The sequence below is a fragment of the Streptomyces sp. NPDC059373 genome (genome assembly GCF_042751495.1).
GTDB lineage: Bacteria > Actinomycetota > Actinomycetes > Streptomycetales > Streptomycetaceae > Actinacidiphila.
Window position 1 is genome coordinate 1 of the sequence record NZ_JBHYXC010000021.1, and the last position, 26,084, is coordinate 26,084.

22 protein-coding genes and 1 riboswitch are annotated in these 26,084 nt (G+C 70.9%); of the genes, 4 read left to right on the plus strand and 18 right to left on the minus strand.

The window, feature by feature from the left end:
- Positions 1-265 precede the first annotated feature (265 nt).
- The 4 genes from ACFXJ5_RS25275 to ACFXJ5_RS25290 form a co-directional block, all read right to left on the minus strand.
- Positions 266-958 carry a GntR family transcriptional regulator gene (locus ACFXJ5_RS25275; protein WP_384635246.1) on the minus strand — a complete coding sequence of 231 codons (693 nt, stop codon included), beginning with the start codon at positions 956-958 and terminating at the stop codon, positions 266-268.
- Positions 959-1,156: 198 nt separating this feature from the next.
- Positions 1,157-1,882 (minus strand): M23 family metallopeptidase, encoded by a 726-nt coding sequence (locus tag ACFXJ5_RS25280; RefSeq protein WP_384635249.1) that lies wholly within the window; start codon positions 1,880-1,882, stop codon positions 1,157-1,159.
- Between the two features lie 14 nt (positions 1,883-1,896).
- Positions 1,897-2,054: riboswitch (cyclic di-AMP (ydaO/yuaA leader) on the minus strand.
- 240 nt (positions 2,055-2,294) lie between these two features.
- A complete protein-coding gene (locus ACFXJ5_RS25285) occupies positions 2,295-3,683 on the minus strand; it encodes a M16 family metallopeptidase (protein ID WP_384635251.1) in 1,389 nt (462 codons plus the stop codon).
- Positions 3,680-5,023: a M16 family metallopeptidase gene (locus tag ACFXJ5_RS25290; protein ID WP_384635254.1), complete on the minus strand. Its 1,344-nt coding sequence runs from the start codon at positions 5,021-5,023 to the stop codon at positions 3,680-3,682. Before ACFXJ5_RS25290 ends, ACFXJ5_RS25285 begins: the two co-directional genes overlap by 4 nt.
- A 203-nt stretch (positions 5,024-5,226) precedes the next feature.
- Here ACFXJ5_RS25290 and ACFXJ5_RS25295 point away from each other — a divergent pair, with 203 nt between their 5' ends.
- Complete coding sequence (locus tag ACFXJ5_RS25295; RefSeq protein WP_384635257.1) at positions 5,227-7,671, plus strand: DNA topoisomerase (ATP-hydrolyzing) subunit A; 2,445 nt, start codon at positions 5,227-5,229, stop codon at positions 7,669-7,671.
- A 73-nt stretch (positions 7,672-7,744) separates the two neighbouring features.
- Here the strand turns inward: ACFXJ5_RS25295 and ACFXJ5_RS25300 are convergent, their stop codons facing one another.
- The 6 genes from ACFXJ5_RS25300 to ACFXJ5_RS25325 form a co-directional block, all read right to left on the minus strand.
- Entirely contained in the window at positions 7,745-7,885 is a 141-nt protein-coding gene (locus ACFXJ5_RS25300) for a hypothetical protein (RefSeq protein WP_384635259.1), read from the minus strand.
- Positions 7,886-7,928: 43 nt separating this feature from the next.
- On the minus strand, positions 7,929-9,518 hold the full coding sequence (locus tag ACFXJ5_RS25305; protein ID WP_384635262.1) for a glycoside hydrolase family 13 protein: 1,590 nt from the start codon (positions 9,516-9,518) through the stop codon (positions 7,929-7,931).
- Between the two features lie 85 nt (positions 9,519-9,603).
- The gene (locus ACFXJ5_RS25310; RefSeq protein ID WP_384635265.1) at positions 9,604-10,479 is read right to left on the minus strand and encodes a carbohydrate ABC transporter permease; all 876 of its coding nucleotides are present in this window, start codon (positions 10,477-10,479) and stop codon (positions 9,604-9,606) included.
- 10 nt (positions 10,480-10,489) lie between these two features.
- The gene (locus ACFXJ5_RS25315; RefSeq protein WP_384635268.1) at positions 10,490-11,449 is read right to left on the minus strand and encodes a carbohydrate ABC transporter permease; all 960 of its coding nucleotides are present in this window, start codon (positions 11,447-11,449) and stop codon (positions 10,490-10,492) included.
- Positions 11,450-11,451: 2 nt separating this feature from the next.
- A complete protein-coding gene (locus tag ACFXJ5_RS25320) occupies positions 11,452-12,864 on the minus strand; it encodes an extracellular solute-binding protein (RefSeq protein ID WP_384635271.1) in 1,413 nt (470 codons plus the stop codon).
- 135 nt (positions 12,865-12,999) lie between these two features.
- Positions 13,000-14,007, minus strand: a complete 1,008-nt coding sequence (locus tag ACFXJ5_RS25325) for a LacI family DNA-binding transcriptional regulator (protein ID WP_384635274.1) — start codon at positions 14,005-14,007, stop codon at positions 13,000-13,002.
- 85 nt (positions 14,008-14,092) lie between these two features.
- Between ACFXJ5_RS25325 and ACFXJ5_RS25330 the strand changes: the two genes are divergently transcribed.
- Positions 14,093-14,956, plus strand: a complete 864-nt coding sequence (locus ACFXJ5_RS25330) for a sucrase ferredoxin (protein ID WP_384635277.1) — start codon at positions 14,093-14,095, stop codon at positions 14,954-14,956.
- Here the strand turns inward: ACFXJ5_RS25330 and ACFXJ5_RS25335 are convergent.
- The 3 genes from ACFXJ5_RS25335 to ACFXJ5_RS25345 form a co-directional block, all read right to left on the minus strand.
- On the minus strand, positions 14,940-15,977 hold the full coding sequence (locus ACFXJ5_RS25335; protein WP_384635280.1) for an ABC transporter substrate-binding protein: 1,038 nt from the start codon (positions 15,975-15,977) through the stop codon (positions 14,940-14,942). The genes ACFXJ5_RS25330 and ACFXJ5_RS25335 overlap by 17 nt on opposite strands.
- 71 nt (positions 15,978-16,048) lie before the next feature.
- The gene (locus tag ACFXJ5_RS25340) at positions 16,049-16,915 is read right to left on the minus strand and encodes an ABC transporter permease (RefSeq protein ID WP_384635283.1); all 867 of its coding nucleotides are present in this window, start codon (positions 16,913-16,915) and stop codon (positions 16,049-16,051) included.
- Positions 16,905-17,720: an ABC transporter ATP-binding protein gene (locus tag ACFXJ5_RS25345; RefSeq protein WP_384635286.1), complete on the minus strand. Its 816-nt coding sequence runs from the start codon at positions 17,718-17,720 to the stop codon at positions 16,905-16,907. Before ACFXJ5_RS25345 ends, ACFXJ5_RS25340 begins: the two co-directional genes overlap by 11 nt.
- Before the next feature lie 228 nt (positions 17,721-17,948).
- Between ACFXJ5_RS25345 and ACFXJ5_RS25350 the strand changes: the two genes are divergently transcribed.
- Positions 17,949-19,556, plus strand: coding sequence for an ATP-binding protein (locus ACFXJ5_RS25350; protein ID WP_384635289.1), 1,608 nt, complete (start codon positions 17,949-17,951; stop codon positions 19,554-19,556).
- A complete protein-coding gene (locus ACFXJ5_RS25355; protein ID WP_127359244.1) occupies positions 19,553-20,251 on the plus strand; it encodes a response regulator in 699 nt (232 codons plus the stop codon). Before ACFXJ5_RS25350 ends, ACFXJ5_RS25355 begins: the two co-directional genes overlap by 4 nt.
- Here the strand turns inward: ACFXJ5_RS25355 and ACFXJ5_RS25360 are convergent.
- The 5 genes from ACFXJ5_RS25360 to ACFXJ5_RS25380 are packed head-to-tail and all read right to left on the minus strand — an operon-like array spanning position 20,227 to position 26,078.
- Positions 20,227-20,973, minus strand: a complete 747-nt coding sequence (locus ACFXJ5_RS25360) for an IclR family transcriptional regulator (protein WP_384635292.1) — start codon at positions 20,971-20,973, stop codon at positions 20,227-20,229. The two genes, ACFXJ5_RS25355 and ACFXJ5_RS25360, sit on opposite strands and share 25 nt — an antisense overlap.
- Before the next feature lie 17 nt (positions 20,974-20,990).
- On the minus strand, positions 20,991-22,643 hold the full coding sequence (locus ACFXJ5_RS25365; protein WP_384635295.1) for a thiamine pyrophosphate-binding protein: 1,653 nt from the start codon (positions 22,641-22,643) through the stop codon (positions 20,991-20,993).
- Between the two features lie 28 nt (positions 22,644-22,671).
- A complete protein-coding gene (locus ACFXJ5_RS25370; protein WP_384635298.1) occupies positions 22,672-23,430 on the minus strand; it encodes an SDR family NAD(P)-dependent oxidoreductase in 759 nt (252 codons plus the stop codon).
- A 13-nt stretch (positions 23,431-23,443) separates the two neighbouring features.
- Positions 23,444-24,994: a sugar ABC transporter ATP-binding protein gene (locus ACFXJ5_RS25375; RefSeq protein WP_384635301.1), complete on the minus strand. Its 1,551-nt coding sequence runs from the start codon at positions 24,992-24,994 to the stop codon at positions 23,444-23,446.
- Position 24,995: 1 nt separating this feature from the next.
- Entirely contained in the window at positions 24,996-26,078 is a 1,083-nt protein-coding gene (locus tag ACFXJ5_RS25380; RefSeq protein WP_384635304.1) for a sugar ABC transporter substrate-binding protein, read from the minus strand.
- Between the last annotated feature and the right edge of the window lie 6 nt (positions 26,079-26,084).

Sequence of the window (26,084 nt, forward strand, 5' to 3'; positions counted from 1 at the left end):
ACGCCATGGGCGCCCCCCGGGCCCTCTACCACATCGCGCCGCACGCCACCACTCGGCTCGAGGCGAACCCGTAGACCGCCTGAGCCTCCCTTCCCCGCCTCTTCGCCATTCAGCACAGGATTCGGTGCACAGTTCCACACACAGCACCACAGAATTACGCACGCGAATAGCGCGAACGCAATTCCCCCCAGTTGTATACGGCACGTCTGTTAAACGCGGCCGCTCGGTGTGTGTACGTCATGTTTCCAATTCCTCACCGCGCTTGTCAGCGCGTCGACGCGCCCCGGACAACCCGCTCCGGACGCCGCAGCCGGTGCGCCCCGGCCGACCGCTCGACGTGCCCCGCCGCCAGCTTGCGGGCCCGCTCGGCGTCCCCGCGCGCCACCGCGTCGACGATCGCCCCGTGCTCCTCCCAGGACTCCACGGCACGTCCCGGCGAGTCGACCGCGTACACCCAGGCGATCTTGTGCCGCAGCTGCGTCAGCAGCGCGACCAGTGTGGGACTGCCGGATGCCTGCGCCAGCGTCTCGTGGAACCAGCCGTCCAGCGACGGCAGGTCCGACAACTGCCCCTGCAGGGAACGCTCCTGCCCGAGCCGGACCAGCCCGCGCAGCACCTTGATGTGCGCCTCCGTGCGGCGCTGGGCGGCACGCGCCGCACCCAGCGGCTCCAGCACGCCGCGGATGTCCAGCAGATCGGCCGCCTCCTGGTCGGTGGGCTCGGCGACCGACGCCCCGGCGTGTCTGCGCGTGCGTACGAACCCCTCGGACTCCAGCGTCCGCAGCGCCTCGCGCACCGGGACCCGCGACACCCCGTACCGCTTGGCCAGCAGTTCCTCGGTCAGCCTGCCGCCCGGCGGATAGAAACCGCTGATGATGTCGTCACGGATCGCCGTGCACACCGCTTGGGCGGAAATACGACGCCCTGCGCCGCCCGTCCCGTTCACATCCGATCCCACATCGCCGGTCCCTTCATTTCCCCGTCCGGATTAATCGCCGCGTAACGCAGGTCTAGACGTTTCTTCGGCGACTCTATTCCAGCACAACCGGGATTCCGAGGGCAGCCCCTAATTCGGCGAGTATTTTTGGACACACGAAGGCCCCGGCGGGTGGGGGGCCGCCGAGGCCTTCGTTGTGGGGGGAGGATCGCCGGAGCGTCAGACCGTCACGCCGTGCTTCCGCAGGTACGCGACGGGGTCGACGTCCGAGCCATAGCTCTGGGTGGTGCGCACCTCGAGGTGCACATGCGGTCCGGTCACATTGCCGGTCGCGCCCGACAGGCCGAGCTGCTGACCTGCGGACACCGTCTGGCCGACCGAGACGCCGATCGAGGAGAGGTGGCCGTAGAGCACGTACATCCCGTCGGACATCCGCAGGATCACGTTGTTGCCGTACGAGCCGCCCCAGCCCGCCTCGACGACGGTCGCCGGGCCGACGGCGTGGACCGGGGTCCCCGTCGAGGCGATGAAGTCCGCGCCGGTGTGATAGCCGGACGCCCACAGACTGCTCGTGGCGTGATACGGCGTCGATATGGACGAATTGACCGGTTTCACCCAGCTCGTCAGGCTCTTCCGGGCTCCCGCCGAGCGCGACGCGCGGGCCGCGCGCTGCTTGGCCGCGGCGGCAGCCTGCGCCTTGGCCTTCGCCTCCCGCTCCTGCTTGGCCTTCGCCTCGGCGGCGGCCTTCTTCTTCGCCGCGTCGGCCGCCTTCTGCTGGGCGTCCGCCTGGGCGGCGATGTGCGTGGCCAGGCTGTCGGTCACGGTCGCGACCCGGGTGAAGGCGGTGGTGTCCACCGCCTGGGCCTCGGTGGCCGCCGCTCCGGTGGTCACGGTGGCCGCGAGCACGGCAGCGCAGGCCAAAGTCGTACGTATGGTGAGCGCCATGGGTGGGCGAGTGTCCTTTCCTTCCTTCTCGCCTACCGGGTTAGCTGACGGGTTCGGAGCAGGAAGGTCTCCTACGAGCTGCCTGAGCAGGCTCGATTCACCCCAGGGGGACATGATGTGGGTCCCCGGCTCCCCAGGCTCACGCCCTGCGGGGACTCGGCGATCGTTGCTCCGGTGCCGCGTGCTGCGGCTGCTTCTGCCGGACAACGAGCGATGACGCTAGCCGCGTCCTGCGCCGGTAACCAAAAAAATCGGACCATGTGTGCGGGATGCCACACCAGGGGGCACAGGGGGCGGTCTCCCCCACCCCGCCCCTTCCCGGGCCCGCACCCCGGACCCCCAACGCCCTGGCGGGGCGTGGGGGGCACGAACACTGGTCCCCGCCGTTGCCGGGGTGCGGGTGGGCCGGACCTCAGGAGGAGACGACGTCCACGGGGCCGATGCCGAGGGCCTTGACGGGCTCGGCGATCGTCGCGGCGTCGCCGACGAGGACGACGACGAGGCGGTCGAGGGGGAAGGCGCTGACGGCGGCTGCGGTGGCTTCGACGGTGCCGGTGTCGGCGAGGCGGGCGTAGAGCTGGGCCTGGTAGTCGTCGGGGAGGTGCTGCTCGACCTGGTCGGCGAACGTGCCGGCGACCGCGGAAGCGGTCTCGTAGCGGAGCGGGGCGACGCCGACGAGGTTCTGGACGGCCACGTCACGCTCGGCGTCGGTGAGGCCGTCCGCGGCCAGCGTGCGGAGCACCTGCCAGGTGTCGGCGAGCGCGGGGGCCGTGACGTCGGTGGCCACGGAGCCGCTGATGCCGAGCAGGGAGGCGCCGGTGCCGTCGGGGGTGGAGAGGAGGACCTGGCCGAAGGCACGTACGCCGTAGGTGTAGCCCTTCTCCTCCCGCAGGACGCGGTCCAGCCGGGACGTGAGCGTGCCGCCCAGGCAGTAGGTGCCGAGGACCTGGGCCGGCCAGACCGGGTCGTGGCGGTCGGAGCCGGTGCGGCCGATGAGGACCTGGGTCTGGACGGCGCCGGGGCGGTCGACGATCACGACGCGCGCATGGTCGTCGGAGGTGATCGACGGCAGCGGGCGGCGCTCGGCCGGCTTGCCGCTCCACTCGCCCAGCGTCTCGGCGAGCAGCGCGTCGAGGTCGATGCCGGTGAGGTCACCGACGACCACGACGGTCGACGTGGAGGGCCGCACGTGGGCGTCGTAGAACGTCCGGACCGCCGCCGCGTCGATCCGGGCGACCGTCTCCTCGGTGCCCTGGCGGGGCCGGGAGCAACGCAGCTCGGGCGCGAAGAGCTCCTTGGACAGCGCCATGGCGGCCCGGCGGGCGGGGTTCGCCAGCTCGTGGGGGATCTCGTCGAGCCGGTTGTTGACCAGCCGTTCGACCTCGCTGTCGGGGAAGGCGGGGGCGCGCAGGGCGTCCGCCAGCAGCCCCAGGGCCTTGTCGAGCCGTGACGCGGGGACCTCCAGCGAGACCCGAACGCCGGGGTGGTCGGCGGCGGCGTCGAGCGTGGCGCCGCAGCGCTCCAGCTCGGCGGCGAACTCCTCGGCGGTGTGCTTGTCGGTGCCCTCGGAGAAGGCGCGGGCCATGATCGTGGCCACGCCGTCCAGGTCCTCGGGTTCGGCGTCGAGCGGCGCCGAGAGCAGCACCTCGACGGCGACGACCTTCTGGCCGGGGCGGTGACTGCGCAGGACGGTCAGCCCGTTGGGCAGGGTGGAGCGGCCGGGCGCGGGGAAGTCCCACGGCTTGGGCTCCCCTGCCTGCGGCTGCGGGTGGAACGTCATGGTGGGTGCGACGTCGGTCACTGGTCCGCGCCTTCCTCGTCCTGGTCGTCGTCGTCATTGGCGGCGCCCGTCGGCTCGTACACGAGCACGGCCCGGTTGTCGGGTCGCAGGGTCGCGGCGGCGACCTCCTTGACCTCCTCCGGGGTGATCTCCAGGACCCGCTGTACGGCGCTGAGCGCCAGCTGCGGGTCGCCGAAGAGCACGGCGAAGCGGCACAGTTCGTCGGCGCGGCCGCCGACCGTGGCCAGCCGGTCCAGCCATTCACGCTCCAGCTGGGCCTGCGCGCGCTCCATCTCCTCCGGGGTCGGGCCCTCCTCCGCGAAGCGGGCCAGCTCCTCGTCGACCGCAGCCTCGATGTCGGGCACCTCGACGCCGCTGGAGGTCTTCACGTCCAGCCAGCCCAGCGACGGCGCCCCCGCGAGCCGCAGCAGACCGAAGCCGGCCGCGACGGCTGAGCGGTCCCGCCGCACCAGCCGGTTGTGCAGCCGGGAGGACTCCCCGCCGCCCACGATGGTCAGCGCCAGGTCGGCGGCGTCGGACTCCCGGGTGCCGTCGTGCGGCAGCCGGTACGCGGCCATCAGCGCCCGGGACGGCACGTCCTCCTCGATGACCTCGCGCAGTTGCCCGCCGATCACTCCGGGGAGTGAACCGTCGCGCGGCTCGGGCTTGCCGTCGTGGGCGGGGATGGACCCGAAGTACTTCTCGACCCAGGCCAGCGTCTGTCCGGGGTCGATGTCGCCGACCACTGCGAGGACGGCGTTGTTGGGCGCGTAGTACGTACGGAAGAACGCCCGGGCGTCCTCCAGCGAGGCCGCGTCCAGGTCGGCCATCGAACCGATCGGGGTGTGGTGGTAGGGGTGGCCGTCCGGGTAGGCGAGGGCGGTCAGCCGCTCGAAGGCCGTGCCGTACGGGACGTTGTCGTACCGCTGGCGGCGTTCGTTCTTGACGACGTCGCGCTGGTTGTCCAGGCTCTCCTGGTCCAGCGCGGCCAGCAGGCTGCCCATGCGGTCGGCCTCGAGCCACAGGGCGAGTTCCAACTGGTGGGCCGGCATGGTCTCGAAGTAGTTGGTGCGCTCGAAGCTGGTGGTGCCGTTGAGCGAGCCGCCCGCGCCCTGGACGAGCTCGAAGTGGCCGTTGCCCTTGACGCTCCCGGAGCCCTGGAACATCAAGTGCTCGAAGAGGTGGGCGAGTCCGGTACGGCCCTTGACCTCGTGGCGGGAACCGACGTCGTACCAGAGGCAGACCGCGGCGACCGGGGTGAGGTGGTCCTCGGAGAGCACCACGCGCAGGCCGTTGGCCAGGCGGTGCTCGGTCGCGGTGAGGCCGCCGGATTGTGCCTCCGGCGTGGCCGTGTGACCCATGGGCAAGCTGTCCTTCCGGTCGCATGCTCTGTCTTTTGTGCTGAGTCCTGCCACTCTAGGCAGCGTGCCGACCGTGCGCGAAGTTCCCGATCGGGGCGTCTTGAACCCGGGGGGTGGTCGGCAGTGTCAGTAGGGCGGTCCACAATGGACCGCATCACGTTACGCCGTACCCGCACAGGTCCAGCCGAAGGAGCAGCGCCGAGATGGCCCGCCGCACCACGAAGACCCCGCCGCCGGACGACTTCGAGGAGCGCATCCTCGACATCGACGTCGTCGACGAGATGCAGGGTTCCTTCCTTGAGTACGCGTACTCGGTCATCTACTCGCGTGCGCTGCCCGACGCCCGCGACGGGCTCAAGCCCGTCCATCGCCGCATCGTCTACCAGATGAACGAGATGGGGCTGCGCCCCGAGCGCGGTTACGTCAAGTGTGCGCGCGTCGTCGGTGAGGTCATGGGCAAGCTCCACCCCCATGGCGACTCCTCGATCTACGACGCCATGGTGCGCATGGCCCAGCCCTTCTCCATGCGCCTCCCGCTGATCGACGGCCATGGCAACTTCGGCTCGCTCGACGACCTGCCCGCCGCCATGCGCTACACCGAGTCGCGGATGTCGGGCGCCGCGCAGCTCATGGTCGAGTCGATCGACGAGGACACCGTCGACTTCGCGCCCAACTACGACGGCCAGGAGCAGGAGCCGGGTGTCCTGCCCGCCGCGTATCCGAATCTGCTGGTCAACGGCTCCTCCGGGATCGCCGTGGGCATGGCGACCAACATGCCGCCGCACAACCTGGGCGAGGTCATCGCCGCCGCCCGCCACCTGATCAGACACCCGGCCGCCGACCTCGACGCCCTGATGCGCTTCGTACCGGGCCCCGACCTCCCGACGGGCGGCCGGATCATCGGGCTGACCGGGATCCGGGACGCGTACGAGAACGGGCGCGGCACCTTCAAGATCCGCGCGACGGTGTCGGTGGAGGACGTGACCCCGCGCCGCAAGGGCGTGGTCGTCACCGAGCTGCCGTTCACGGTCGGCCCGGAGAAGGTCATCGCCAAGATCAAGGACCTGGTCGGCTCGAAGCGGCTGCAGGGCATCGCCGACGTGAAGGACCTCACCGACCGCGAGCACGGACTGCGGCTGGTCATCGAGATCAAGAACGGCTTCAACCCGGAAGCGGTGCTGGAGCAGCTCTACAAGCTGACGCCGATGGAGGACTCCTTCGGCATCAACAACGTGGCGCTGGTCGACGGGCAGCCGCTCACCCTGGGCCTGAAGGAGATGCTGGAGGTCTACGTCGACCACCGCTTCGAGGTGGTCCGGCGGCGCAGCGAGTTCCGGCGCCGCAAGCGCCAGGACCGGCTGCACCTGGTGGAGGGCCTGCTGGTGGCCCTGATCGACATCGACGAGGTCATCTCGATCATCCGCTCCAGCGACAACGCCGCGGCGGCGAAGGAGCGGCTCATGGAGCGCTTCTCGCTGTCGGAGATCCAGACCCAGTACATCCTCGACACCCCGCTGCGGCGGCTCACCCGCTTCGACCGGATCGAGCTCGAGTCCGAGCGCGACCGGCTCAACGCGGAGATCGAGGAGCTGACCCGGATCCTCGACTCGGACTCCGAGCTGCGCAAGCTGGTCTCCAACGAACTGGCCGCCGTCGCCAAGAAGTACGGCACCGAGCGGCGCACGGTGCTGCTGGAGTCCGCGGGCGCCCCGGTCACGGCGGTCCCGTTGGAGGTCGCCGACGATCCCTGCCGTGTGCTGCTGTCCTCGACGGGTCTGCTGGCCCGCACGATGAACGGCCAGGCCTTCGAGGCCGGCGACGGCAAGCGCTCCAAGCACGACGTGATCGTCTCCGCCGTGCCGACCACCGCCCGGGCCGACATCGGCGCCGTCACCAGCGCCGGGCGCCTGGTGCGGCTCACCGTCATCGACCTGCCGCAGCTGCCCGACACGGCAGGGGCGCCGAATCTGGCGGGCGGCGCGCCCGTCTCGGAGTTCCTGTCGCTGGAGACCGGCGAGGAGGTGCTCTGCCTCACCACCCTCGACGAGTCCTCGCCGGGGCTGGCGCTGGGCACCGAGCAGGGCGTCGTCAAGCGCGTCGTCCCGGACTACCCGGCCAACAAGGACGACCTGGAGGTCATCGGTCTCAAGGACGGCGACCGCGTCGTCGGCGCGGTCGAGCTCCGTACGGGCGAGGAGGACCTGGTCTTCATCACGGACGACGCGCAGCTGCTGCGCTACCCGTCCGCACAGGTCCGCCCCCAGGGCCGCCCGGCCGGCGGCATGGCGGGCATCAAGCTCGCCGACGGCGCCAAGGTCATCTCCTTCACCGCCGTCGACCCCTCGGCGGACGCGGTCGTGGTGACGGTCGCCCGCACCGAGGGCACCCTGGACGGCAGCGAGCAGGGCACCGCCAAGCTCACCCCCTTCGAGCAGTACCCCCGCAAGGGCCGCGCCACCGGCGGCGTGCGCTGCCAGCGCTTCCTGCGCGGCGAGACCGGCCTCGCGCTGGCCTGGGCCGGTCCCACCCCCGCCCGCGCCGCCACCTCCGCCGGGCTCCCGGCCGACCTGCCCCCGAAGGACCCGCGCCGCGACGGCTCGGGCGTTGAGCTGATCAAGCCGGTCGCGGTGGTCTCCGGACCGGTGTGACGGGCGGTGCCTGACGGACAGATGTGAGGGGCGCGGCACGATGCGTGTGCCGCGCCCCTCGGCGTACGCGCTGTCAGGACGCGTACGCCTCCAGCTCGCCCAGCTTGCGGGTGGCGGGCCGGCCGGTGTTGCCCGTGAAGGTCACCGCAGGTACCGGGCGTCGGTGGTGGGGCAGGGTTCCCGCGCGTCCGGGGTGCAGAATTGTCTCGCGCATGACACTCCTCCCATTGGGGGGAGAGCCGGGTGACAGCGGTGCCCTATTCGTCCAGGCGCAGCCAGACCGCCGTGTCCCGCGGCAGCAGCCCCTCGCCCAAGGGACCACTGGCCAGCAGGATCTGCCGGTGCCGTGGGAGCGCCACCGGGTGTGGCGAGGTGTTCAGTACGCAGCCGAATCCGCCGTCCCGCGCGAAGGCCAGCACCCCGTCGGGCGCGTCCAGCCAGCGCAGCGGGCCGTCGCCCAGGCCCGCTTCCGTACCGCGGACGCGCAGGCCCGTGCGGTACAGGCCGAGCATGGAGTCCGGGTCGGCGGCCTGCGCCTCGGCGGTGAGCCCGGCCCAGTCGTCCGGCTGCGGCAGCCAGGTGTCGGCGCCGCCGAAGCCGTACGGAGGCGTCGTTCCGGACCAGGGCAGCGGCACCCGGCAGCCGTCACGGCCCGGGTCGGTCCCGCCGGAGCGGAAGTACATCGGGTCCTGGAGCCGGTCGGTGGGGATGTCCTCGACCTCGGGGAGCCCCAATTCCTCGCCCTGGTAGAGGTAGACCGAGCCGGGCAGGGCGAGGGTCAGCAGGGCGGCGGCCCGGGCCCGGCGGGTGCCGAGGGCCAGGTCGGTGGGGATGCCGTGCGCCTTGGTGGCGAAGTCGAAGCCGGTGTCGGCCCGGCCGTAGCGGGTGACCGTACGCGTGACGTCGTGGTTGGCCAGTACCCAGGTGGCGGGTGCGCCGACGGGCGCGTGGGCCGCCAGCGTGTCGTCGATGGCGGCGCGCAGCCGGGGCGCGTCCCAGGGGCAGGCCAGGAAGGCGAAGTTGAAGGCGGTGTGCAGCTCGTCGGGGCGCAGGTAGCGGGCGAAGCGCTCGGTGTCGGGGAGCCAGATCTCCCCGATGAGCACGCCGCCGTAGGAGTCGGCGACCGCGCGCCAGGAGCGATAGATGCCGTGCAGGTCGTCGCGGTCGATGTACGGGTGGGGGTCTCGGCCCTCCACGAAGTCGGGCAGGTCCGGGTCCTTGGCCAGCAGTGCGGCCGAGTCGATCCGCACCCCGGCGGCGCCTCGCTCGAACCAGAACCGCAGCACGTCCTCGTGCTCCTGGCGGACCGCGGGGTGGTCCCAGTTGAGGTCGGGCTGCTCGGGCGTGAAGAGGTGGAGGTACCACTCGCCGTCCTCGACCCGGGTCCAGGTCGCCCCGGCGAACTGGGACGGCCATTCGTTGGGCGGCAGTTCGCCGTTCTCCCCGCGCCCGGGACGGAAGTGGAAGAGCTCCCGCTCGGGGCTGCCGGGGCCGGCCGCCAGCGCCGCCCGGAACCAGGGGTGCTGGTCGGAGACGTGGTTCGGCACGATGTCGACGATGGTGCCGATACCGAGGCTGCGGGCCTCGGAGATCAGCTTCTCGGCCTCGGCGAGGGTGCCGAAGGCCGGGTCGACGGCGCGGTAGTCGGCGACGTCGTAGCCCCCGTCGGCCATCGGCGAGGGGTACCAGGGGTTGAACCACAGGGCGTCGACGCCCAGTTCGGCGAGGTACGGCAGCCTGGCGCGGACCCCGGCGAGATCGCCGGTGCCGTCCCCGTCGCTGTCGGCGAAGCTGCGTACGTACACCTGGTAGATGGCGGCGCCGCGCCACCAGTCCGACGTGAGCACACGAATTCCTTTCAGCCCTTTGGAAACCAGCCCTTGGCGGCTCAGCCCTCGGCGGCTCAGCTCTGGGAAACCGGCACAAGGCGACTCAGCCCTTGAGACCGCCGGCGGTCAGGCCGCCCATGATGTTGCGCTGGAAGAGGAGGAAGATCAGCAGCGTCGGGAGCGATGCGATGCCGAGTGCGGCGACCAGCCAGTTCTCGGGCACCCCGCTGGCCAGCGAGTAGATGCCGACGTTGAGTGTCTGCTTGCCCGGGTCGGGCAGCGTCAGCATCGGCCAGAGGAAGTCCTTCCACACACCGACCACGGCGAAGATGGAGACCACGCCCAGGATCGGCCGGGAGATCGGCAGCACGACGGACCACAGGGTCCGCAGCCGCGACGCCCCGTCCATGGCCGCGGCGTCCAGCAGCTCGCCCGGGATCGAGTCGAAGAATCTCTTCAGCAGGAAGATGTTGAAGGCGTTGGTGACGGACGGCAGCCAGATCACCCAGGGCGAGTTGAGCAGGTTCCGCTGGAAGATCGGCACGTCCAGCACTGTGAGGTACTGCGGTACGACCAGGACGGTCGCCGGGATCATCAGCGTGGCGAGCATCATCCCGAGGATCAGCTTGCCGAACACCGGCCGGAGCCGGGAGAGCGAGTAGGCGGCGGCCACGTCGAACACCAGCTGGAAGGCGAGCGCGCCGAAGGCGTACCAGAGTGTGTTGAACAGCAGATGGGAGAGGTCCATCACGTGCCAGGCGTGCGAGTAGTTCTCCGGGTGCAGTGACTTGGGGAAGGCGGTTGGCGGCGTCTGGACGAACTCCTGGGTGGTCTTCAGACCCCCGGTCGCCATCCAGTACAGCGGGCCGAGGAAGACCAGCGTGAAGACCGTGATCACCACGGCGAACACGATCCAGTACACGACCTTGCCGCGGGGCCGGCCCAGCTGCGCGGGCGAAATCAGCGTTCTCGTTGTCATCGTCCGCCTCCTAGTCCTCGCTGCTGCGGCTCAGTCGTACGTACGCCGCGGAGAACCCCGCGAGCAGTACGAGCAGGACCAGGCCGAGCGCTGCCGCGCTGCCGTAGTTGTTGAAGCTGAACGCGTACTGGTAGATCAGGTAGACCACGGTGGTCGTGGCGCCTTCGGGGCCGGCGCCGCCGGTCAGCAGGAAGGGCTCGGTGAAGACCTGCATCGTCGCGATGATCTGCATCAGCAGCATCAGCGAGAGGATGAGCCGGGTCTGGGGGATCGTCACATGCCAGATCTTCCGTAGCAGTCCGGCCCCGTCGAGTTCGGCCGCCTCGTACAGCTCACCCGGGATGCCCTGCAGTGCGGCGAGGTAGATCAGGGTCGCGCCGCCCATGTTCATCCAGGTGGCGGCGATCACCACGGAGAGCATCGCCGTGTGGGTGTCCTGCAGCCATTGCTGCTGGGGCAGGTGCAGGATCTGCAGGATGCGGTTGAAGAGGCCGTACCCGGGGTCGTAGAAGTACTTGAAGAGCAGGACCGAGGCGACCGGCGGGAGCATCACCGGCAGATAGACCAGCATGCGCAGGTAGCCCTGGCCGTGCCGGAACTCGTTCAGCGTGACGGCGACGAGGAAGGGCACGGCGAAGCCGAAGACCAGCGCGAGGCCGGTGAAGAGCACGGTGTTGCGCCACGCCTGCCAGAAGGCCGGGTCGTTGAAGATGTACGTCAGGTTGGACCAGCCGGCCCAGGTGGTGTGGCCGCCCTTGGTCTTCTGGAAGGCCAGGATGAACTCCCTGACCATCGGAAACCAGGAGAAGAACGCGAAGCACAGGACGGCGCCGATCAGGAAGCCGTGGGCCGACAGATTGCGCCGCAGCGCCCGGGCGAACCCCTCACGGGAGGTCTTCGCCCGGCCGCCGCCGGGCTGCCCGGGGCGCTGCCGCGCCGTCTCGTTCGTGGCCAGCGTGGGTGCCGACATCGTCAGCCGTTCGCCAGGACCTGGTTGACCTGCTTCTCCGCGTCGGAGAGCAGCTTGCCTGCGTCGGCGTTCTTGTTGGTGAGCACGCCGGACATCACGTTGTCCAGCACCTTGTAGATCTCCTGGGCCTTCGGGGGCTCAGCCTTGCCGGGGACCGGGTTGTCCATGAAGGCCTTGAAGTTCTCGACCGGCATGGTCGCGCTCGCGGCCTTGAGCGCGTCGTCCTTGGTCTTGCTCGCGCCGGTGAAGAAGGCAGGCTGGGGCAGTCCGACGGGCAGGCTGTCCGTCTTGGAGCGCGCGTACTCGAACTGGCCCTTCCCGGGGGTGAGGGTCTTGAAGTTCAGCCAGGCGATGGCGGCCTTGATCTTGTCGGGCGAGCTGCCCTTCTTGATCATGTAGTCGTTGCCGCCGAAGAGCGTCGCCTTGCCGCCGGGGATCGGTCCCATGCCGAAGTTGTCGTACTTCGCGCCGAGTTGCTGGACCATGTAGGTGATGTCGTCGGGGGCGGCGAGGAACATGCCGAGCTTGTCGGTCGCCATCTGCTTCTGCAGGTCGCCCCACTTGAGCAGCTGGGTCTGGCCCATGCTGTTGTCGTCCCAGCGCATGGCGTGCAGATTGCTGACGATCTGCTTGCCCAGGTCGGTGTTGAAGGCGGCCTTGGTGCCGTCGGAGGAGACGATGTCGCCGCCGAGGCCGTACATGGCGGCGGTGTAGTGCCAGCCGCCGGTGTTGGCCGTGCTGTAGTCGCCGTAACCGGCGATGCCCTTACCGAGCTTGGCGAGGGCCTTGGCGGCGCTGCGGACCCCGTCCCAGGTGGTCGGCGGGTTGTTGGGGTCGAGTCCGGCCTGGGTGAAGAGCTTGCGGTTGATCAGCAGGCCCATGCGGTAGTTGCTGGTGGGCAGGCCGTAGAGCTTGCCGCCCTGCTTGAGGACGCCCAGCACGTTGGGGTCGATGTCGCCGAGGGCGGGGACGGACTTGTTGTTGACGTACGCCGTGATGTCGGCGGCGCCGTTGTTGTCCAGCACCTGCTGGAGGTCGGTGAAGTAGGTGTAGAAGACATCCGGCTGGGACTGCGCCTTGAGGGCGGCGGTGAAGCGGGCCGGCTCCTCACACTGACCTGGCGTCGACCTGCCCTGGATCGTGACGTTCGGGTACGTCTTGTTGAACGTCTTCACATCCGCCTGCCACTCCTTCAGCTCCGCCGCCTTGGCGGCCGGCGGCATGCAGTCGATCGTGAGCGTCACCTTGGTCTTCGGGTCCAGCGGGGCGGACGCGTCGGTCGAGCCTCCGCCACCTGAGTTGTCGCCGCCGCCGCTGCTGCTCGTACCGCAGGCCGCGACCGTGGTCAGGGCGAGTGCGGAGACGAGGACAGCCGCGGCGGAGCGGCGGGGAGGGCGCAACCAGGAGCTTCTCATCGGTGGTCCCCTTCGAGCATGAGCGTGGAAGGCCCGCGGCTGTGCGCAGCGGGGGCGCCGCACACTCAAGCACTCACGACAGAAGCCCGCAAGATGTCGCGCAGATTCCGCAAAAGATTGACCGGCTTGCGCAGCTCAGCGGCGGGCGGGCCCGGTCGTCCCGCGCACAACCAGCTCGGGTTCGTACAGCAACTCGTCCGGAGCGACCGCCTTGCCCGAGATCTGCAGCGCGAGGAGTTCCACGGCTGCCCGCCCCATCGCCTCGATCGGCTGACGCACCGTCGTCAACGGCGGTTCGGTGCAGGTCATGAACGCCGAATCGTCGAATCCCACGATCGATACGTCACCGGGCACCGACAACCCCTGCCGCCGCGCGGCCCGTACGGCGCCGAGCGCCATCGGGTCGTTCGCGCAGATGATCCCCGTCACCCCGCGCTCCCACAGTTTCGCCGCGGCCGCCTGGCCGCCCTCCAGCGTGAACATCGCCCGCCCCACCCGCTCCTGCGGCAGGTCCGCCCCCGCCGCCGCGGCCACGGCGCGCGCGGCAGCGAGCTTGCGCTGCGACGGCACATGGTCCAACGGCCCCAGCAGCAGCCCGATCCGCTCGTGCCCGAGGGAGGCCAGATGGCGCCACGCCTGCTCGACGGCCACCGAGTCGTCGCAGGAGATCCGGGGGAAGCCCAGGTCCTCGATGGCCGCGTTGATCAGCACGACCGGCAGATTTCGTCCCGCGAGCATCCGGTAGTGATCGTGCGGCGCGTCCGCCTGCGCGTACAGCCCGCCGGCGAACACCACCCCGGAGACGTGATGCTGGAGCAGCAGCTCGATGTAGTCCGCCTCCGACACCCCGCCGGCGGTCTGCGTGCACAGCACCGCCGTCAGCCCCTGCTGTGCCAGCGCCCCGCCCACCACATCCGCGAACGCCGGAAAGATCGGGTTCTGCAGCTCCGGCAGCACCAACCCGACCAACCGGGCCCGTTCGCCCCGCAATTGAGTCGGCCGCTCATACCCCAGCACATCGAGCGCCGTCAGCACCGCCTGGCGGGTGCCCTCGGACACCCCGGGCTTCCCGTTCAGCACCCGGCTGACGGTGGCCTCGCTGACCCCGACCTTCTTCGCTACTTCGGCAAGCCGTCGCGTCATGTGCGCAAGCATACGACAGCCTCTGCAAGCGGCTTGCACCCGTGCGCAAACCAATTGTCAGCGGCGTGGGTATTAGGCTCCGCGCATGAGCACGTGCACCGCCGCCTCCGCCGAGTTCGGCGAGCCCATTGCCGCGACGGCGGCCACCGCCCGGACCTGGTTGCTGGTGGAGCAGCCGGGGCCGTGGGGCGCGAAGGCACTCAGGGGCAGCCATCTGGACCCGGATGTGGGGCTGGCGCTGGAAAAGCTGGCGGCGGAGGCGGACGTGCGGGTGGGACTGATCCGGCGGCCCGGGCGGCATGCGGACGCCCACGAGCCGCAGCCGCGCCGGGTGTACGTGGCCGGGGCGTCGTGGGTGCGGACGGCGGTGGTGGACGATCCCGGCGAGCTGCTCGGGTGGGATCTGACGGCGCCGGCCGAGCTGGCAGAGCCGTACGAGGGTGAGCCGCTGGCCCTCGTGTGCACCAACGGCAAGCGGGACCGCTGCTGCGCGCTGTACGGGAGGCCGCTCGCCGCGGAGTTGGTGGCCGGCTGGGGCGTGGGCCAGGTCTGGGAGACCACGCACCTCGGCGGGCACCGCTTCGCGCCGACCATGCTGGTGCTGCCGTACGGCTACGCCTATGGCCGGCTCGATCCGGATCGGGCCGGGGCGGTTCTGGCCGCCGCCCGCGACGGCCGGGTCGTCCTGGACGGGTGCCGGGGCAGGTCGGCGTACGACCGGCCGGGGCAGGCGGCGGATCTGGCCGTACGGGCGCTGACCGGGGAGGACCGGGCGGACGCGCTCACCGTGGAGGGCACCCGGGTGACGCATGTGGACGGCCGGCAATGGGACGTCGACGTAGTCCAGATCGCGGCGGAGCCGCCCCGGCCGGAGAGTTGCGGGGCGGCTCCGGGGACGCCGGTCCGTATGGAGGTGACCGGCGTGCGCGCGGTCAGCCGGCGTTCTTGACGAACTCGGTGGTGTAGGTCTTGCTGAGGTCGACCTCGGCGTTCTTCAGGTTCGGGTTGAAGGACTTCAGGACCCGCTCCACGGTCGCCGGGCCGTCGGCCGGCATGACGCCGTCCGTCGTGAACATCGGCAGGGTGCTCTTGATGGCCTGGGCGTAGAGCTCCTTGCCGCCGCCCTGCGCGTAGTCGGCCGGCATCTTGGCGGCGATCTCGGCCGCGCTGTGCGTGGACATCCACTTCAGGGTCTTGACGAAGGCGTTGGCGAGCTTCTGGACGGTGTCCTTGTGGCTGTTGACCCACTCGGTCTGCATGTAGAGGCTGGAGGACGGGTACAGCCCGCCCAGAGCGGCCTTCGAGCCCTCCGGGGTGCGCATGTCGATGAGCACCTTGCCCAGTTTCTTGTCCAGGATCGTGGCGACCGTCGGGTCGGTGGTCATGCCGCCCTGGATGGAGCCCTGCTGGAGCGCCGAGATGAAGGTCTGGCCCGCGCCGACCGCGACGGGCGTGAACTGGCTCGTCTGCACGCCGCTGTTGACCGCCAGGTACTTCGTGAGGAAGTCGGTCGACGAGCCGATGCCCGTCACGCCGAGCTTCTTGCCCTTGAAGTCCTTGGGGCCGGAGATCTCACCGGCCGCCTTGTTGGAGACGATCTCGACCTCGCCCGGAGCCTGCGAGAACTGCACGACCGACTCGACCTGCTTGCCCTTGACCTGCAGGTCGAGAGTGTGGTCGTAGAAGCCGACGGTGCCCTGGACGTCGCCGGAGACCAGGGCCGTCTCGGCCTGGACGCCGGCCGGCTCGGTGAGCAGCTGGACGTCGACGCCCTCGGCCTTGAAGTAGCCGAGCTGCTGGGTGAGCATCGCGGGCAGGTAGATGACCTTGTCGAGCCCGCCGACCATGATCTTGACCTTGCCGCCCTTGCCCCCGGAGGCGGAGGCCGAGGAGTCGCCGCACGCGGTGAGGCTGGAGAGGGCGAGCGCTCCGACGACGGCGGCGGCCGAGATCTTGGCGATTCTGCGCATCTGGTTCACGTCCTTGTGAAGTGGAGCCTTGGGAAAGGAGAGGTGCGAAAGAGGTACGGAGGAGGTACGGGTCAGCGGTCGGCGCCCGCTTCGGCCGGCTTCCAGCGGAAGAGCCGCTTCTCGAGGAAGGTGAGCAGCCCCTCGGCGAGCAGGGCTACGACCGCGAGGATCGCCATGGCCGCGTACACGCCGGCGGCGTTGAAGGTGCCCTGCGAGGCGGCTACCAGCAGACCGAGGCCCTTGGTGGCGCCGATGTACTCGCCGACGATGGCGCCGATGAGCGCGAAGCCGAAGCTCACATGCAGGCTGGTGAAGATCCACGACGTGGCCGAGGGGATGACCACCTGGAAGGTGACCTGCCGGTTACTGGCGCCGAGGATGCGGGAGTTGGCGACGAGATTCCGGTCGACCTCCCTGGCACCCTGGAAGGCGTTGAAGAAGACCGGGAAGAAGACCAGGACCACCGCCGAGGCGACCTTCGAGGCCGGCCCGAGGCCGAACCAGATGAGGAAGATCGGCGCGAGCACGATGCGCGGCAGCGCGTTGAGCACCTTGATGTACGGCCCCAGCACATCGGCGAGGAAGCGGATCCGGCCCAGCGCGATGCCCAGGAGCACGCCCGCGACCACACCGATGATCCAGCCGAGCAGGGCCTCGTAGAGCGTGTACCAGATCTGCTCCCACAGGGATCCCTGGGCGGTGCCGTCCACGACCCAGGTGTGGATCTGGTCCCAGATCTTCGACGGCATCGAGAAGTTGAAGGGGTCGATGACGGCGGCCCGGGCGAGCCACTCCCACAGGCCGAGTACGGCGAAGAGCAGGGCGACCCGGCTGGCGAGGACGAGGTACTTGCGATTGCGGGCGGCCCGCGCCCTGGCCTGCGTACGCTCGGTCTTGACCGGGGAGGCGGCCGGAGCCGTGACGGTCTCAGGCGACATTGACGGCACCCCTCTCACGGGTGATCCGGACCTCTTCGCCGAGCGAGGACCAGATCTCGCGGTAGATCTCGATGAACCGTGGCTCCATCCGCACCTGCTCGACCTTGCGCGGCCGGGGCAGGTCGATCTCGAAGACCTCCTTGACGGTCGCCGGGCCCGCGGTCATGACCACGACCTTGTCGGCGAGCGCGATGGACTCCTCCAGGTCGTGCGTGACGAAGACGACGGAGGCGCCGGTCCCGGCCCACAGCTCCAGCAGCTCGTCCGACATCAGGGCCCTGGTCTGCACGTCGAGCGCCGAGAAGGGCTCGTCCATGAGCAGGATCTCGGGGTCGTTGACGAAGGTGGCCGCGAGCGCGACGCGCTTGCGCATGCCGCCGGACAGCTGGTGCGGGTAGCGGTCCTCGAAGGAGCTCAGCCCGACCCGGGCGAGCCATTCGCGGGCCCGCTCCCTCGCCTCGGCCTTCGGTACGCCACGGAAACGCGGCCCTGCCATCACGTTGGACAGCACGGTGCGCCAGGGGAAGACCGCGTCCTGCTGGAAGACGAAGCCGACCTTGTCGCCGATGCCCCGGACCGGCTCGCCGGCCACCAGCACCTCGCCCTCGGTGGGCTCCTCCAGGCCGCTGACCAGGGTCAGGGTCGTCGACTTGCCGCATCCGGTGGGACCGACCACCGCGACGAACTCGCCGCGGCCGACGGTCAGGTCCAGATCGCGTACGGCGGTGTGGAGCGCCCCCGACGGAGTCCGGAACGCTTTGCTCGCCCCCCGCAGCTCGATGGCGGGGCTCGTTTGGCTGTTCATGGAGCGGGACGCTAGATGTGGCCCGGACCACAGCGGCAGCCTTGCGATCACAACTCCGGCTTCTGCCCACAACCCCCCGTTCTGCTCGTTTTGCTCGCTCCAGGACAACGAAAGCGATACGAGGGCTGGGCAATACCCCCACGGACGTTTACGTTGCGTTCACAGCGAGGCAAAACGGAGCAGCCCCTTCCGCGACGCGGAGGTGCGGCGGAAGGCAGGAGTGAAGGCATGCGGATCCGATGGCCCCGCCGTGTCTTCGCGCAGGTCCTGCTGGTCCAACTGGCCATCACCACCGGCGTGATCATGCTGGCCACCGGGCTCTTCCTCGCCCAGCTCAGCTCCCAGCTCGACGACCAGGCGATGCGCCAGGCGCTGTCCATCGCCCAGACCACCGCCGCAGAACCCAGCCTCGCGTCCGACGTGACCAGCACCGAGCCGTCCCCGGCCGGCGCGGTCCAGGTCAAGGCCGAGCGGATCCGGCGGGCCACCGGGGCGCTCTACATCGTGGTCATGGACACCAACGGGGTTCGCTGGTCGCACACCGAGACGGCCCAGATCGGCAGGCACGTATCCACCGACCCCAGCGTGGCCCTGGCCGGCCAGGACATCATGCAGATCGACCGCGGCACCCTGGGCCGCTCGGCCCGCGCCAAGGTCCCGCTCCGCGACGACGAGGGCAGCATCGTCGGCGCCGTCTCGGTGGGCATCGCCTACGGCAGCGTCCACGAGAGCCTCATGGCCACCCTGCCCAGCCTGCTGCTCTACGCGGGCGCCGCGCTGGCCGTCGGTGTGCTCGCCGCCTTCGGGGTCTCCCGGCGGCTGCAGCGGCGCACCCACGGGCTGGCCTTCGCCGACATCTCGGCGCTGCTCGACGAGCGCGAGGCGATGCTGCACGGCATCCGCGAAGGAGTCGTCGCCCTCGACCGCCACGGCCGCGTCCGGCTGCTCAACGACGAGGCGCAGCGGCTGCTGGGCCTGGGCCCGGAGGCCACCGGCCGCGCCCTGGACGACGTGCTGCCCCCGGGCCGTACGACCGACGTGCTGGCCGGCCGGGTCGACGGCGCCGACCTGCTGACCGTCAGCGGCGGCCGGGTGCTGGTCGCCAACCGTATGCCGACCGGCGACGGCGGGGCGGTGGCCACCCTGCGCGATCGCACCGAACTCGAGCTGCTCGGCCGGGAGCTGGACTCCACGCACGGCCTGCTCGACGCGCTGCGCGCCCAGGACCACGAGCACGCCAACCGCCTGCACACCCTGCTCGGGCTGCTCGAACTCGGCCTGCACGACGAGGCCGTGGACTTCGTCGCCGAGGTCGCCGACGGCCACCGGGCCTCGGCCGAGCAGGTCGCCGAACGGGTCCATGACCCGCTGCTGTCGGCGCTGCTGGTCGGCAAGTCGGCCATCGCGGCGGAGCGTGGCGTGTCCCTGCGGATCTCCCCCGCGACGCTGCTGCCCGACCAGGTGGTGGACCCGCGCGACCTGGTGACGGTCCTGGGCAATCTCATCGACAACGCGCTGGACGTCGCCTCCTTCGTCGAGGTCGAGTTGCTCGCCGAGGGCACCACGGCGGTGCTGCGCGTCAGCGACAACGGCCCCGGGGTGCCGCCCGAGATGCGCGAGCGGATCTTCGCCGAGGGCTGGTCCACCAAGCAGTCCCCCGCCCACCGTGGCCGGGGCCTCGGGCTCGCCCTGGTGCGCCGGCTCGCCGAGCGCTACGGCGGCATGGCCCGGGTCACCGCCAGGGCGGGCGGCGGCGCGGTGTTCACCGTCGTGCTGCCGGAGGCGCTGGCCGTCCGCGAACTCATCGCAATCACCCCAGGGGGAGAGTCCCGATGATCGACGTCCTGGTCGTGGACGACGACTTCCGCGTCGCCGAGATCAATGCCGCGTACGTGGCGAAGGTCCCCGGTTTCCGGGTCACCGCCCGCGCTCACACCGCCGCGCAGGCGCTGGCCACGCTGGAGCGGGTCCACGTCGACCTGGTGCTGCTCGACCACTACCTGCCGGACGAGACCGGGCTGACCCTGGTGCGGCGGATGCGGCAACTCGGCCACACGGCCGACGTGATCATGGTGACGGCGGCCCGCGATGTCGCGACCGTGCAGACCGCGATGCGCTACGGCGCCCTGCAGTATCTGGTCAAACCCTTCAGCTTCGGCGGGCTGCGGGCCAAGCTCGACGGCTACGCCGCGCTGCGCCGCACCCTCGACGGCGTCGGCGGCGGCCGGGGCGAGGCGGGCCAGGAGCAGGTCGACCGCATCTTCGGCGCGCTGCGCACCCCGGAGACCTCACCCGCCGCCGGGCTGCCCAAGGGCCACTCCGCGCCCACCGCCGACCTCATCCGCCGCGTCCTCAACGAGGCCGACCATCCGCTGTCGGCCCACGAGGTCGCCGAACGGGCCGGGCTCAGCCGTTCCACCGCCCAGCGCTACCTCAAGTACCTGGAGAGCGCGGGCCGCATCAGCCTCACCCTCAAGTACGGCGACACCGGCCGCCCCGAGCACCGCTACGCCTGGGCGCGGGCCAGCTGATACGACAGCGCCCGCGCCGCCGCGCAGACGACCGGCGCGATGCGGTCGAGCCGCAGACCGTGCGTCGCCCCGGTGACGGAGATCGCGGCGACGGGCACCCCCGCGGGGCCGAAGACCGGCGCGGCGACGGCGGAGACGCCGACCTCGGCCTCCTCCCAGTTGACGGCGTAGCCGCGGGCCCGGGTCCGTATCAGGTCCTCCTGGAGCAGCCGGGGCAGCACGATGGTGCGCGGGGTGCGGCGCGCCAGCCCCTGGTGAAGCACGGTCGCCAGGCCGCCTTCGGGACCGTACGCGAGGAGTGCCTTGCCGGTGGCGGTGCAGTAGGCGGGCAGCCGGCCGCCGGCGTGCGAGGAGATGCGCATGGAGCGGTGGCCGGTGAGCTTCTCCAGGAAGAGGGAGTCGGCGCCCTCGACGACGGCCAGGTGCACGTTCTCGTGCGTGGCCTCGTACATCTCCTCCAGATACGGCAGCGCCCGCTCCCGCAGCCACCGGTACGGCACCCGCTGGCCCAGCTCGAACAGGGCGAGGCCGAGCCGGTAGCCGCCTTCGTCCGCGCGCTCCACGAGGCCGAGTTCGGCGAGCTGGCCGAGAAGCCGGTGGACGGTGGGCTTGGGCAGGCCGGTGCGCAGGGCGAGGGTGGCCAGCGGCACCTCGTCCTCGCCGGCGCCGAAGGCGTGCAGCAACGCCGCGCCGCGCGCCAGCATGGACTGTCCGCCGGTCATGCCCGCATCGTGGACCTTCACGCGTGCCCCCGCAAGGGAACTTCCACCAGCAGCGGTCCGTTGAGGGCCGCTACGTCCGCGACGGCGGCGCCGAGCTCCTCCGTCGTACCGACCCGGAGGGCCGGGATGCCGAAGAAGCGGGCGGCGTCGCGCCAGTCCAGCTCGCCCAGATCCAGGCCGGTGTAGCGGTGCTGGGCGGCGGAGCGGCCGCCGACGGCGTCGAGGGTGTCCTTCAGCGTGCGGTACTCGCCGTTGGCCATGACCGCGAAGAGCACCGGGACGCCGAGCCGGGCGGCGGTCCACAGTCCCTGCAGCCCGAACATCGCGCTGCCGTCGCCCAGCACCGCCACCACGGGCCGGTCCGGTGCGCCGAGGCGGTGGCCGACGGCCGCGCCGATGCCCCAGCCGAGGCCGCCGCCGACGGTGTGGACGTAGCCGCCGGGGGTGTCACGGCGCAGGACGCGGCGCAGCTGGACGCCGACCGTGATGGCCTCCTCGACCAGCACGGCGTCGTCGGGGAGGGCGGCGGCCAGCACATGGGCCGCGGCGAGCGGTTCGAGCGGGGCCCGGCCGTAGACGGCGAGCGCTTCGTGGTCGAGGACGGCGCGGACCGCGGTGTGGCGGGTGTCGGCGGCCTGGATGCGGGCCCGGGCGGCGTACTCGGGGACCTGCTGCCGCAGATGCCCGGCCAGCGAGGCGAGGGACGGTGCCAGGGGGCCGGTCAGGCCGAGGGTGACGGGGAAGTTGCGCCCCGGCTCGGCGGGGTCGGTGTCGATCTGGACCACGGTGAGGTGTTCGGGGACCGGCGGCCCGGGGCTGTAGTGGTGCGGGGTGAAGGCGCGGCAGCCGGCGATCAGCAGCGCGTCGTAGGCCTTCAGCTCCTGGTGGATCCCGGCGTTGACCGGCGGCAACGGCCCGGCGTAGAGCGGGTGGCCGCCGGGGAAGTCCAGGCAGTCGTTCATCGGCTGGTGGTACGTCACCGCCCCCAGCGCCTCCGCCACCTGGACCAGCGCGCCCACGGCGCCGTCCCGGCCGACCCCGTCACCGGCCACGATCACCGGCCGCCGCGCCCCGGCGAGCAGCGCGGCGGCCCGGTCGAGGTCGGACGCCGCCCCGGCCGGTGCCATCCGGGAACGTACGGGCACGTCCACCGGCGTGTCGTCCATCAGCACGTCCATCGGCACCGACACGAACACCGGCCCCTGAGGCGGGCGTTGCGCCAGCGCGAAAGCCCTGCGCAGCACGACCGGCAGATCCTGCGGCCGGTGCACCTCCACGGCGTGCTTGCTCGCCCCGGCCGCCAGCGCGACCAGGTCGCCCGCAAGCATCGGGTCCTGGAGCAGATGCCGTTGGTCCTGCTGCCCGGCCACGACCACGAGCGGCGTACGGGAGCGCCGGGCGTTGAGCATGCCGATCAGGCCGTTGGCGGTTCCGGCCGCGACATGCAGGCTGACAAAGGCGGGACGGCGGGTGGCGCGGGCGTAGCCGTCGGCCATGGCCACCACCGAGGCCTCCTGGACCCCGAGTACGTACTCCGGGGCCGCCGGGTCGCCGAGCGCGTCGATGAACGGGATCTCGGTCGTGCCGGGATTGCCGAAGACCCGGTCCACCCCTTCGTCGTCCAGGATCTCCAACAGCGCGCGCAGGGCGGTGGACTTGCGGGGCGTCATGCGGGATTCCGCCTCCTCGGTCGCCTACTCATACGCTCATGCCGCCATCCACCGCGAACGTGGCTCCGGTGGTGAAGCTCGACTCGTCGCAGGCCAGGTGGAGGACCGTACGGGCGATCTCGGCGGGTGTGGCATGGCGGCCGAGGGGGATGGACTCGTTGAAGATCTTGGCGGCGCGCTCGGGGGAGCGGCCGGTGGCGGCGGTCTCCATGCGGCGCATGAAGGATGTGTCGGTGGGCCCGGGGTGGATGCTGTTGACGCGGATGCCACGGGCGGCGGCCTCGCGGGCGGCGACCCGCATCAGCCCGACCTGGGCGTGTTTGGCGGCGGCGTAGGCGCTGATGCCGGGGTCGGCGGTGAGCCCGACGACGCTGGAGTTGATGATCACGGAGGCGCCGGGTCCGAGGTGCGGGAAGGCGTACTTGAGGACGAGGAAGGCGCCGACGACATGGACGTCCAGGACCCGGCGGAAGACCTGCTCCGGGTAGTCCTCGATGGCGGCGACCTCACCACTGATCCCCGCGTTGCTGAAGACGACGTCCAGCCGGCCGAAGCGCTCCAGCGCCTCCTCCACGGCGGCCTGCACCTGACCGGCGTTGGTGACATCGCCGACCGACGCCGCGCACCGGTTGGCGCCGATGGACTCCACGGCCTCCGCCAGCGACGCCTTGTCGAGCCCCACGAGGTGCACCCGGGCGCCCTCGGCCGCGAAGAGCCGTGCGGTGGCGAGCCCGATGCCGCTCTCGCCGCCCGTGATGAGCGCGGCCTTGCCGTCGAGGCGTCCCATGGGGTCGGCTCCTTCACGCGTTCGTCGTGCCGGCGAAACCGGCGTTCATGGCGAGGCTCAGATCCCGTTCGGTGAGTGCCGGCCCGGCCAGCTCCCCGACGATCCGCCCGCGCTGGAAGACCAGCACCCGGTCGCAGAGCTCCACCAGCTCGGCCAGGTCGGTGGAGGCCACCAGGACGACCTTTCCGTTCGCCCTCAACTCCCGTACGATCCCGTGCATTTCGGCCCGGGCGCCGATGTCCACGCCGCGCGTCGGGTCGTCGAGGACGACGACCTGCGGCTCGATGTCCAGCCATTTGGCGAAGACGACCTTCTGCTGGTTGCCGCCGGACAGCGACGAGACAGGACTGCGTGCGTTGCCCTGCAGCCGCAGTCGCTGGGCGTGCGCGGAGGCGCGGGCGATCTGGCGGCTCCGGTTGAGCCAGGGCGAGCCCTCGGCGCGGGCGAGCCAGGAGACGGCCGAGGTGTTCTCCCAGACGGTGCGGTCCAGCATCAGGCCGTAGCGCTTGCGGTCGCTGGGTACGAAGGCGACTCCGGCCCTGACCGCCCGCCGGACGTCCCGTGGCGGGGGCTCGCCGCCGGGCAGGGTGACCACTCCGGAGGAGGGGCGGGCCCGCCCGCACACCACCTCCAGGGCCGCCAGGTGACCGGCGCCCTGGAGCCCGGCGAAGCCGGTGATCTGCCCGGCCGGGGCCTCGAAGCTGACCTCGCGAAGGCGCCGGCCGACGCTGACCTTCGTGAAGCCGAGCTTGGTGGGCCTGAGCTGCCGCGGCCGCGCGGGGGCGGGGGTGTGCACGGCCGCGGCAGCCGTCGGGGCTCGTACGTCCTGGGGGGCGTCGCCGAGCATCGCCTCGACCAGTGCGTCGAGGGAGACCCGGGCGACCGGGGTGCCGTCCATGACGTTGCGGCCGTCGCGCAGCACGCTGATCCGGTCGGCCAGGCGGCGTACCTCTTCCAGGAAGTGCGAGATGTAGAGCACCGCCAGGCCCTGGCCCACCAGGCGGCGGATGACCGTGAAGAGCCGTTCCACGGCGTCGACGGGGAGGGCGGAGGTGGGCTCGTCGAGGATCAGGACGCGGGGGTGCTCCAGCAGCGCCCTGCTGATCTCCACGAGTTGCTGGTCGGCGAGGTCGAGGCGGCCGAGCGGGGCGTGCCAGGGGATGCCGGACAGGCCCAGTTCGGCGAGCACGGCGGTGGCCTTCTCGCGGGCGCGGGCCGGGCTGGTGAGTCCGGCGCGGCGCGGTGGCCCGTACGGGAAGAGGTTCTCCAGGACGGACAGGTCGGGGAAGAGGCTGAGCTCCTGCGCGACGACGGCGATACCCGCGGCGGCGGCCTTTCGGGCGCCGGCGAAGGGCAGTGGCGCGCCTTCCAGTTCGACGACGCCCGTGTCGGGGCGCTCGATTCCGAGCAGCAGCTTGACCAGCGTGGACTTGCCCGCGCCGTTCTCGCCGGCCAGGGCGTGGACTTCGCCGACGGCGAGGGCGATGCCCGCGCCGTCGAGGGCGAGCACGCCGCCGTAGGTCTTGACGAGGTCGCGGGCGGCCAGCACGGGGGGAGGCGGCATGTCAGCGCTGGTCCTTGAGGGGCTTGATGTTGGCGTCGGGGCTCGCCAGGAGGCTGTCGATCTGGCTCTTGAAGAACGCGTAGGCCGCCTGGCTGCTCTTCTGGCGGGCTATCACCTTGTCGACATTGGACTTGTCGATGACGAGGCTGGGGGTCTTGAACCAGCCGTCCGGCACCTTCTTGCCCTTCTTGAGGGCGTCGACGAAGAGGGCGGTGCAGACATAGCCCTTGAGGAAGTGCTCCGGCGACACGGTGCAGAAGTTGGCGCCGCTCTTGACGTATTCCAGGGTCTTGGAGTCGACGTCGGCGGCTGCGACGAGGTAGGTCCCGTTCTCCTTCTGCTTGATCTTGCCGAGGTTGTAGCTGTCGGCGTCGCCGACGCCGAGGAAGGCCAGGGCCTTGGGGTTGGCGTGCACCTGGCTCTGCCAGGCGCCGAAGTTCTCGGCCGGGTCGCTGTAGGTCTGGTACGGGCCGAGCACCTTCACGCCGGGGGCCTGCTTGCCGAAGGTGTCCTTGATGCCCTTGGCGCGACTGTCGAGGACGGGGGTGCCGGGGTTGGGTACGCCGACGACGACGGTGCCGGTGGGGTTCGCCGGGAGCCGCTTGATGGCCTCCTGGGCGAGCTTGGCGCCGAGTTCGTAGTTGTCGTTGCCGACGTAGAAGCTGATCTTGCTGCCGTCGAGCGGTGCGGTGTCGAGGGCCACGACGGGGATGCCCGAGTCGATGGCGGTGGCGGCGGGGCGTACGAACAGCGGCGGATCGAGGTTGAAGAGGATGATGCCGTCCTTGGACGTGTGCGTCAGATTCTGGAACAGCGTCACCTCGGCGGGCCCGTCGGTACTCGCCGGGCCGACGGCCTGGAAGTCCACGCCGCCCAGGTGACTGACGGCGGACTTGGCGCCGTTCACCATCTCCACGGCGAAGTTGAGGCCGATGTTGGCGACGGCGATGCCCACGTGCAGCGTCTTCTTGCCGCCGGTGGACGAGGATCCGTCGCCGCAGGAGATGACGAGCCCGAGCGGGGCGGCCGCTCCGGCCATCAGGACGAACCTCCGGGTCGGGCCCGGCCGTGCGGGTTGAGCCATGGTGCC

What these genes read in the sequence shown, in the direction of transcription:
- ACFXJ5_RS25290 (WP_384635254.1), bottom strand. Translation starts at nt 5,023, where the DNA reads ATGGGTCACACGGCCACGCCGGAGGCACAATCCGGCGGCCTCACCGCG.
- ACFXJ5_RS25325 (WP_384635274.1), bottom strand. Translation starts at nt 14,007, where the DNA reads ATGACGCGACGGCTTGCCGAAGTAGCGAAGAAGGTCGGGGTCAGCGAG.
- ACFXJ5_RS25335 (WP_384635280.1), bottom strand. Translation starts at nt 15,977, where the DNA reads ATGCGCAGAATCGCCAAGATCTCGGCCGCCGCCGTCGTCGGAGCGCTC.
- ACFXJ5_RS25350 (WP_384635289.1), top strand. Translation starts at nt 17,949, where the DNA reads ATGCGGATCCGATGGCCCCGCCGTGTCTTCGCGCAGGTCCTGCTGGTC.
- ACFXJ5_RS25330 (WP_384635277.1), top strand. Translation starts at nt 14,093, where the DNA reads ATGAGCACGTGCACCGCCGCCTCCGCCGAGTTCGGCGAGCCCATTGCC.
- ACFXJ5_RS25375 (WP_384635301.1), bottom strand. Translation starts at nt 24,994, where the DNA reads ATGCCGCCTCCCCCCGTGCTGGCCGCCCGCGACCTCGTCAAGACCTAC.
- ACFXJ5_RS25365 (WP_384635295.1), bottom strand. Translation starts at nt 22,643, where the DNA reads ATGACGCCCCGCAAGTCCACCGCCCTGCGCGCGCTGTTGGAGATCCTG.
- ACFXJ5_RS25360 (WP_384635292.1), bottom strand. Translation starts at nt 20,973, where the DNA reads ATGACCGGCGGACAGTCCATGCTGGCGCGCGGCGCGGCGTTGCTGCAC.
- ACFXJ5_RS25280 (WP_384635249.1), bottom strand. Translation starts at nt 1,882, where the DNA reads ATGGCGCTCACCATACGTACGACTTTGGCCTGCGCTGCCGTGCTCGCG.
- ACFXJ5_RS25345 (WP_384635286.1), bottom strand. Translation starts at nt 17,720, where the DNA reads ATGAACAGCCAAACGAGCCCCGCCATCGAGCTGCGGGGGGCGAGCAAA.
- ACFXJ5_RS25380 (WP_384635304.1), bottom strand. Translation starts at nt 26,078, where the DNA reads ATGGCTCAACCCGCACGGCCGGGCCCGACCCGGAGGTTCGTCCTGATG.
- ACFXJ5_RS25295 (WP_384635257.1), top strand. Translation starts at nt 5,227, where the DNA reads ATGGCCCGCCGCACCACGAAGACCCCGCCGCCGGACGACTTCGAGGAG.
- ACFXJ5_RS25340 (WP_384635283.1), bottom strand. Translation starts at nt 16,915, where the DNA reads ATGTCGCCTGAGACCGTCACGGCTCCGGCCGCCTCCCCGGTCAAGACC.
- ACFXJ5_RS25300 (WP_384635259.1), bottom strand. Translation starts at nt 7,885, where the DNA reads ATGCGCGAGACAATTCTGCACCCCGGACGCGCGGGAACCCTGCCCCAC.
- ACFXJ5_RS25310 (WP_384635265.1), bottom strand. Translation starts at nt 10,479, where the DNA reads ATGACAACGAGAACGCTGATTTCGCCCGCGCAGCTGGGCCGGCCCCGC.
- ACFXJ5_RS25355 (WP_127359244.1), top strand. Translation starts at nt 19,553, where the DNA reads ATGATCGACGTCCTGGTCGTGGACGACGACTTCCGCGTCGCCGAGATC.
- ACFXJ5_RS25315 (WP_384635268.1), bottom strand. Translation starts at nt 11,449, where the DNA reads ATGTCGGCACCCACGCTGGCCACGAACGAGACGGCGCGGCAGCGCCCC.
- ACFXJ5_RS25320 (WP_384635271.1), bottom strand. Translation starts at nt 12,864, where the DNA reads ATGAGAAGCTCCTGGTTGCGCCCTCCCCGCCGCTCCGCCGCGGCTGTC.
- ACFXJ5_RS25370 (WP_384635298.1), bottom strand. Translation starts at nt 23,430, where the DNA reads ATGGGACGCCTCGACGGCAAGGCCGCGCTCATCACGGGCGGCGAGAGC.